The sequence below is a fragment of the Rhodanobacter sp. 7MK24 genome, from assembly GCF_014842995.1.
Lineage (GTDB): Bacteria > Pseudomonadota > Gammaproteobacteria > Xanthomonadales > Rhodanobacteraceae > Rhodanobacter_A.
In genome coordinates this window covers 194,623-201,315 of the sequence record NZ_JACYXL010000005.1, presented here as the reverse complement: position 1 = coordinate 201,315, position 6,693 = coordinate 194,623, and the positions used below count along the sequence as shown (strand labels likewise).

Below are 6,693 nucleotides of genomic sequence, written 5' to 3'. Positions count from 1 at the left end.
GAGCGGCTGCAGGTGCGTCGGCGCAAGCGGAAGAAGGTGCCGGTGAGCGAGCGGCAACCGCTGGTCCGTCCATCGGCGCCCAACGAAGTGTGGTCGATGGATTTCGTGTTCGATTGCACCGCCGACGCCCGCGTCCTCAAGTGCCTGACCATCGTCGACGACGCCACGCATGAGTCGGTGGGCACCGAGATCGAACGCTGGCGCCGGGAGTACAACGAGGAGCGACCGAAGAAGGCGTTGGGCGGGCTGACACCGGCCGCCTACGCGAAGCAGTTAAAGTAACTCCGGACTCTAAACCGACCCGCTACTCAAAGCGGGGGGACGTCGCAGGCTTCAAGAGGAGCCGGCCCAGAATTCGGCCACCGGAACCATGGAGTTCTCGATTCGCGATACGGGCGGGTATTACGTCACGATCAGCGCGCTTTCATGATCCGGCGGTGCACCACGTGGGATATGCCACCAATGGTATATGGCGCATCTAGACGATCACGAGAAATGTGAGCGTCAAAATAAAAAAGAGGCGCACCGCGCCTCCCACTGTCAATTTATACCGTCCGTGGGGACTTGCGGCAAGACTCGAGGCGAAAACTAGAATCGCGGCCCTGTCGATAGGGCAGGATTGCGAGAGGCGATCAGGACGATGTGTAATGACGAATGGGTCCCCGTTTCCCCCGCGAATTGCCATCTGCTGACTGGTCCGTTCTATCACGGTACAAAAGTCAGTCTGTCGGTCGGCGATCTGTTGACGGCGGGTTTCAGGTCCAACTACGACGACAGCGTCGTGATGAACCACATCTATTTCACCGCGGTGCCCAAGGGCGCCGGTCTTGCTGCGGAAATGGCCAGGGGCGAAGGCAGGCCGCGAGTTTATGTCGTGGTGCCGACAGGAGGGTTCGAAGATGACCCGAACGTCACGAACAAGAAATTCCCGGGCAACCCGACACGGTCATACCGAAGCGGGCATCCCTTGAAGATCATTGGCGAGCTTGAGAGCTGGGAACCCCACGACCCGGAATTCATCCGCCAGTTGAGGAGCCGTGTCGAAACAGGCATGGGCGAAATCCTCAATTGAGGGGGCGAAGGAAATCAACTGCCACGAAGGCGATTGGTTCCGCGACGCATGCCGTCACTTCGCACACGCTTCGTAGTCGACCTCGACCACCAGGAACCGCGTGTGCCCGCCGGGCAGTTCCGCCTCGAACTCGTCGTCCAGCCGCTTCTTCAGCGCCGCGCGGGCCAGCGGCGAATCGATGCTGATCCAGCCCAGCTTCGCGTCGGTCTCGTCGGGGCCGACGATGCGGTAGCGGACTTCCTCGCCGTTGGCGAGGTTCTCCAGCGCGATGACGGCGCCGAAGAACACCGCCTCGCGGTCAGCGGGTGTGCCTTCGGCGACCTTGAGCGAGGGGATGCGCTTGCTGAGATAGCGCACGCGGCGGTCGATTTCGCCGAGCTGCTTCTTGCGGTAGGTGTACTCGGCGTTTTCCGAGCGGTCGCCTTCGGCGGCGGCGGCGGCCAGGGCCTTCACCACCTCGGGGCGCAGCGTATGCCAGAGATGGTCGAGCTCAGTCTTGAGCTTCTCGAAACCGGCGCGGGTGATGATGGCCGTGGAGCCGGGCGAGGGTGGGCGCCAACGACTCATGCGCTGGCCTCCCCGTGACCGCGCAGCAGTTGCCACGCGGCGCCAAGCAGCCAGCCCAGCATCAACAGGATCAGCGCCTTCTGGCTGAGGCCGCGAGGCAGTGCGCGCCAGAATGCCTGGACCCAAAGCAGTACGAAACAGAGCGCTGCATAGGGGAAGGCGGGGCGGAACCAGCGCCGCCAGCGTGCGTCGCCGCGCAGCCGCCAGCTTTGCAGCAGCATGGCGGTGGCGGTGCACAGGAAGGCGGTCTGCGCCGCCACACCATGCACGTAGCCGTGCAGCGTGGGCGGATGGTTCCACGTGTCGGTGGTTTCGATGGCGGTGAGTGCCAGCGCCGCACCGCCCATGACGAACAGCAGCAAGGGTGCGGCGCTGCGCGCGGCGGGAGCGAGTTCGGAATAGGCGCCCACGCCAAGCAGCGCCAAGGCCAGCGCCATCGCGTAGTAGCCGGCGCGCACCATGCCGCCCCATGGGCCGATCAGGTAGAAGCTGTTGGGTACGCGCATCCAGTCGAGATCGGGGCGCAGGCATTGCGCGGCGATGCCGGTGGCGAGGAAGGCCAGCATGCCGGCGAGCGCGATGGCGGCAGCGGGCTTGCCGGTGCTCATGCGGTGCCCGCCAGTTGCCGTTGCAAGGTGGCGATGTCGTTGCGCAGCGGATGTTCGGGCCACGCGCTCGCCAGCTTTTGGAGCAGCACCATGGCTTCGGTGCGGCGTTCGGCCTGGGCACCCAGCAAGCGTGCAACCAGCAGGCCGTAATGCGGCGCGCGTTCGTCGCGCGACCAGTGCGCGAGGTAGCCGCGGCCCAGGTGAATGGCGAGGCGTTCCATGCCAAGGCGCGCGGCGAGGTCGGCCAATTCGCCGCAGGTGCGCGGGTCGTCGGGGATGAAGGCGGAATCGGCGGTGCAGCATTCCTGCAGCACGCCCAGCGCGCGACGTGCCTCGTTTTGCGCGACCAACGCGGCGATCCAGATCTGGCCATGTACCAGCAGGTCGTCGCGCAGGCCCTGGCGGCGCAGCAGCTCGCGGTAGAGCTGGTGCACCGGCGCGGGTGCGGTGCGCTTGCGCAGGCGTTCGGCCAACTGGTGCAGCGCTGCGGTGGGATCGCTCTCGGCCAGCGTGCGTGCGGCGTCCACCAGTTGGCTGTCCTCGTCCTGGCCGATGGCCTTGGCGAGCTTCGGTGCCTCCGGCTCCAGCCCGAAGCGTTCGTGGCGCTGGTGGATCAATACGCCCATCAGGTGGAAGGCCAGCACGATCAGGTAGGTATAGGCGAAGCCGAACAGCGGTAGCGCCAGGAAGTGCGGCAACAGGCTGGAGGTAAGCGTAGCCACTGCGATAAGCGCGCCCAGCAAGAGGTTGATCGCCACCGGTATGAAATAGGCGCCCTCGAAGCCAAGCGCAATGCGCCACCAGGTCGCCGGGTTCAGCGCATGCAGCACATTGCCCTCGAAGGCCAGCGACATGTCGATGGCCGGCAATGCCAGCACCAGCACGGGAACCAGCAGCCACAGCGTGGCCGGGGCGAGCAAGCCGCAGGCGACGAACAGCGCGCCTGCCACGAGATGGATCAAGGTGAGTGCCCAGCCGGCCGTGCCGGCTTCGTCCACGCCGACATCGGGCGGGTTGGCGTAGCCGTTCGCGGTGTACTGCATGCAATCGGCGGCATAGCGCCAGGTGGCGGCCCACACCAACAGGTTGGCCAGCATGCCGATGGCGGGCAGGTAGCTGGCGTAGTGTGCAATAGCCAGTGCCGTGCAGGTGGCCAGGCCGGCGCCGCGCAACGGGTAGCCGAAGCTTGCGGCAAGGCGTTCACCGAACGGGGTATTGGCGGGCACTACTTCGATGCGCGGCATTGCGGGAGCCTCAGTGCTTGCCGTCGGTGCGGGCGCCCACGAGTCCGCTCCTGCCACGACGCGAGTCGGAATCGGTGCGGGCGTGTTCGTTGCCGTCGGGCGAAGGGTCGATCATGAGCAACTCCGTTGTTCCGCGTCTAAGCGGAATTGTAGCCACGGCTTGCGGGGCGCCGGTTCATTGAGTATGCCGATCCCGCCGGCTATGGTGTCGGACTTTCATCGGGTGGTTTTTGTCATGCGGTCTGCTCGTCTTGTTCGATCCCTGCGCCTGGCTCCGTTGGCGTCTTCGATGGCATTGCTGGCGGCATGCGCCAACCCGGGATCGGTCAAGCCAACGGCGACGGTGACGGCGTTGTACGCCCAGCTGGATCAGGCTACGCAGGGTTATGAGACGGCATTGCAGCAGGTGCGCGCCGGCAACGACGCCGCGGGGCAGCAGACGCTGAACCAGGCAATCGACACAGTGAAGAACGCTTCGGTCCACTGCGGAAGTACCCCCGGATGCGATCCGCAGCGCTTCTTCTCGGCCTACGACCGCATGCTGCGCCTGAAGGATGGCAGTTTCATCGGCGACGAGAACGCCGACGGCGACCCGCAGACGGGCATGGCGCTGGATCAGCACGGCCCGGCCGCGTTGCCGGAGGCGCAGCGCAGCGTGATCCTGCTGCACGGCCAGAAGCTCTCCGAGCTGATCGCGATGAACGGCGCGGTGAAAGCCGCGTTGCAGATGTGGCTGACGCAGTGGCGACCGAACCTGATCGATGCCTGGATCAGCTACCAGTACATGCGCAGCGAGATGTGGCCGGCGTACCAGAAGGCCGACCTGCCCGAGGCGCTGCTGTTCGGCATCATGGCCAAGGAGTCGGGTGGCAAGGTGCATGCGGTGTCGCGCTCAGGCGCGGCGGGCCCGCTGCAATTCATGTATGCCACCGGCATGCGTTTCGGCCTCACTACCGACGACGGCTTCGATCTGCGCTTCGATCCCGCCGCTTCGGCGCGCGCGAATGCCGAGTACATGGACGAGCAACTGAAGGTGTTCAACGACAACCTCGAGTTGACCATCGCGGCCTACAACACTGGCGAAGGGCGCATGAGCCGGCTGGTGGGCGACGACACCAAGGTGAGTTTCTACGACCCGCGCATCTACAACCAGCTGTCGCAGGAGACCCGCGACTACGTGCCCTCGGTGCTGGCGGCGGCGTGGCTGTTCCTGCACCCGGACAGCTACAACCTGCGTTTCCCGAAGATCGATGGCGAACCCGGCAGCATCACATTGAAGCGACCGGCTTCGCTGAGCGAACTCACCGTGTGCCTGGGTTCGGCCGGCGGCATGGAGGAAGGCTGGTTCCGCACACTGCGCAATCTCAACCCGCGGCTCGACCCGCAGCAGGAGCAGCCGGCTGGTGTGGTCCTGCAGGTGCCGAAGCTGCTGGAACAGCCGTATGCCGCGCGCTGCGTGGACGGCCCGTGGCCCATCCTTGCAGGCGACCTGCATGCCGCTGCCGCACCGGTGGTGGCCGATCCTCTCGCGCCAGCCCGTGCCGCGGGGGCGGTACGGACGCGCAGCTACAAGGTGCGCCGCGGCGACACCCTGGTGGGCATCGTGCGCCAGCTGCGCTGCTCCAGCGTGCAGGAAGTCGCCGAAATGAACCACCTGCGCCACCAGCACATCACGGTGGGTCAGGTGTTGACCGTGCCGGAGTGCCGCTGAGAGATTTGACTCCCCGTGCAGGCGATCAGGCGGAAGCGCTGGCACTCATCCAGCTTTTGACCGGATCGACCGTCGGGCGATGCAGGCGCTTCAGTTCGGTCAGCAACTGCAGCACCTGGCGGTGCTGTGGCAGCAGGCGGTCCTGCGGCGAGTGTTTGGTTTCGTGATAGGCAACGGCCAGCCACAGAGCGACACCGCGCAGGGCCACTTCGGGATTGTCCGAGCGCGCCCGTTCATAGCCGGCGGCGGTGCCCTGGCCCCATGGCAGGTAGCGCGCTTCCGGTGCCGTGCCGTAGAGATGCGGGAACTCGCTGCGCGCGGCCTGGCCGATCTCGCGCAGGGTCAGCACGCTCAGCTGGGTACGGCTGCGCTGGGGCAGGGCGCGCACGCAGCGTTCTATTTCGCGCAACTGGCGGGTGAGTTGGTGTGCGCGGAAGAACGCAATGGCTGGGCTCAGCAGTCGCATGGAATTTCCGTCCCCTCACGCCGCATGGTCGCGGCCGACGACGGGAGGATAACGATCCGGTGCTGCCGAGTGCGCCCAGTGCGTCACAAAACGACGCGCTGCGTCAGCCTTGGGGCGCGGAGCCCAGTCGCTGCCCCACGCATACCGCCTGTTGCGGCGCCAGCGCGTCCAGCTCGGCCATGCCTTCGGGCAGCAGCAGGATCACGGTGGAGCCCATGTTGAAGCGGGCCATCTCGGCGAAGCGTTCCAGCGTGATGTTCTGTCCGGCGAACGACTTGCGTCGGATCGAAGGCGCATAGGGCGGTATCACCAGTCCGTCCCACACCGTGGCCACCGACGAAACGAGGATGGCACCCACCATCACCACCGTGAACGGACCGCGCGGGCTGTCGAAGTGGCAGACCAGCCGTTCGTTGCGTGCGAACAGCCGCGGAATGGCCTCCACCGCGAACGGCGCCACGCTGAAGATGCGCCCCGGCACGTGCACGGTTTCGCGCAGCGTGCCGGCCAGCGGCATGTGCACGCGGTGGTAGTCGCGCGGCGACAGGTACACGGTGACGAAGCGGCCATTGCGGTATGGCGCGGCAGCGGCTTCGTCGCCCAGCAATTCGGCGGCGCTGTAGTCCTGCCCCTTGGCCTGGAAGATGCGCCCGTCCACGATCTGGCCGGCCTGGCTGATGCGTCCGTCGGCGGGCGAGAGCAGGGCGGCAGGGTCGGCATCCGCTTGCCGCGCGCCAGGCTTCAGCTTGCGGGTGAAGAAGGCATTGAAGTGCTGGTAGGCCAGCGGATCGGACTGCGCCGCCTCGGTCATGTCCACGTCGTAGTTGCGCACGATGGTGGAGATCAGCCAGTTCTTCCACGGCGCGAAGGTCCAGCGCGTACCCCAGTAGACCAGGCGCGACAGGAAGCGGTGCGGAAGGGTGTATTGGAGGAATACCTTGAAAGTCATCCGACCAGTATACGGGTGGCGGCGCCTCCCTTTGTGGGTTCTCCCTTCCGCCGGGAAAGGGTTTCGGGCGCGGGGC

At 66.0% G+C, this 6,693-nt stretch carries 8 protein-coding genes; 3 read left to right on the top strand and 5 right to left on the bottom strand.

Going from position 1 to position 6,693, the window contains the following annotated elements:
- The coding region (locus tag IHE49_RS11115) for an integrase core domain-containing protein (RefSeq protein WP_192157819.1) at positions 1 to 282 on the top strand (282 nt) is incomplete at its 5' end.
- Between the two features lie 358 nt (positions 283 to 640).
- Positions 641 to 1,072 carry an NAD(+)--rifampin ADP-ribosyltransferase gene (gene arr, locus IHE49_RS11110; RefSeq protein ID WP_192157818.1) on the top strand — a complete coding sequence of 144 codons (432 nt, stop codon included), beginning with the start codon at positions 641 to 643 and terminating at the stop codon, positions 1,070 to 1,072.
- Positions 1,073 to 1,126: 54 nt separating this feature from the next.
- Here arr and greB read toward each other — a convergent pair whose 3' ends face one another.
- From greB to IHE49_RS11095, 3 genes are read right to left on the bottom strand one after another with little or no spacing between them, the layout of a single operon-like run.
- Positions 1,127 to 1,639, bottom strand: a complete 513-nt coding sequence (gene greB, locus IHE49_RS11105; RefSeq protein WP_192157817.1) for a transcription elongation factor GreB — start codon at positions 1,637 to 1,639, stop codon at positions 1,127 to 1,129.
- Complete coding sequence (locus IHE49_RS11100; RefSeq protein ID WP_225578373.1) at positions 1,636 to 2,247, bottom strand: DUF998 domain-containing protein; 612 nt, start codon at positions 2,245 to 2,247, stop codon at positions 1,636 to 1,638. Before IHE49_RS11100 ends, greB begins: the two co-directional genes overlap by 4 nt.
- Positions 2,244 to 3,491 carry a hypothetical protein gene (locus IHE49_RS11095; protein ID WP_192157815.1) on the bottom strand — a complete coding sequence of 416 codons (1,248 nt, stop codon included), beginning with the start codon at positions 3,489 to 3,491 and terminating at the stop codon, positions 2,244 to 2,246. Before IHE49_RS11095 ends, IHE49_RS11100 begins: the two co-directional genes overlap by 4 nt.
- A gap of 235 nt (positions 3,492 to 3,726) precedes the next feature.
- On the opposite strand from IHE49_RS11095, the gene IHE49_RS11090 reads away from it, so the two are divergent.
- Positions 3,727 to 5,202 carry a transglycosylase SLT domain-containing protein gene (locus tag IHE49_RS11090; protein ID WP_192157813.1) on the top strand — a complete coding sequence of 492 codons (1,476 nt, stop codon included), beginning with the start codon at positions 3,727 to 3,729 and terminating at the stop codon, positions 5,200 to 5,202.
- 25 nt (positions 5,203 to 5,227) lie between these two features.
- Here the strand turns inward: IHE49_RS11090 and IHE49_RS11085 are convergent, their stop codons facing one another.
- Both IHE49_RS11085 and asd read right to left on the bottom strand, forming a co-directional pair.
- Positions 5,228 to 5,668, bottom strand: coding sequence for a hypothetical protein (locus IHE49_RS11085; protein ID WP_192157811.1), 441 nt, complete (start codon positions 5,666 to 5,668; stop codon positions 5,228 to 5,230).
- A 103-nt stretch (positions 5,669 to 5,771) separates the two neighbouring features.
- Positions 5,772 to 6,617, bottom strand: coding sequence for an archaetidylserine decarboxylase (gene asd / locus IHE49_RS11080; protein WP_192157809.1), 846 nt, complete (start codon positions 6,615 to 6,617; stop codon positions 5,772 to 5,774).
- Positions 6,618 to 6,693 lie beyond the last annotated feature (76 nt).

Coding starts and splice junctions, on each gene's coding strand:
- asd (WP_192157809.1), bottom strand. CDS start 6,617: ATGACTTTCAAGGTATTCCTCCAATACACCCTTCCGCACCGCTTCCTG.
- greB (WP_192157817.1), bottom strand. CDS start 1,639: ATGAGTCGTTGGCGCCCACCCTCGCCCGGCTCCACGGCCATCATCACC.
- IHE49_RS11085 (WP_192157811.1), bottom strand. CDS start 5,668: ATGCGACTGCTGAGCCCAGCCATTGCGTTCTTCCGCGCACACCAACTC.
- IHE49_RS11100 (WP_225578373.1), bottom strand. CDS start 2,247: ATGAGCACCGGCAAGCCCGCTGCCGCCATCGCGCTCGCCGGCATGCTG.
- IHE49_RS11090 (WP_192157813.1), top strand. CDS start 3,727: ATGCGGTCTGCTCGTCTTGTTCGATCCCTGCGCCTGGCTCCGTTGGCG.
- IHE49_RS11095 (WP_192157815.1), bottom strand. CDS start 3,491: ATGCCGCGCATCGAAGTAGTGCCCGCCAATACCCCGTTCGGTGAACGC.
- arr (WP_192157818.1), top strand. CDS start 641: ATGTGTAATGACGAATGGGTCCCCGTTTCCCCCGCGAATTGCCATCTG.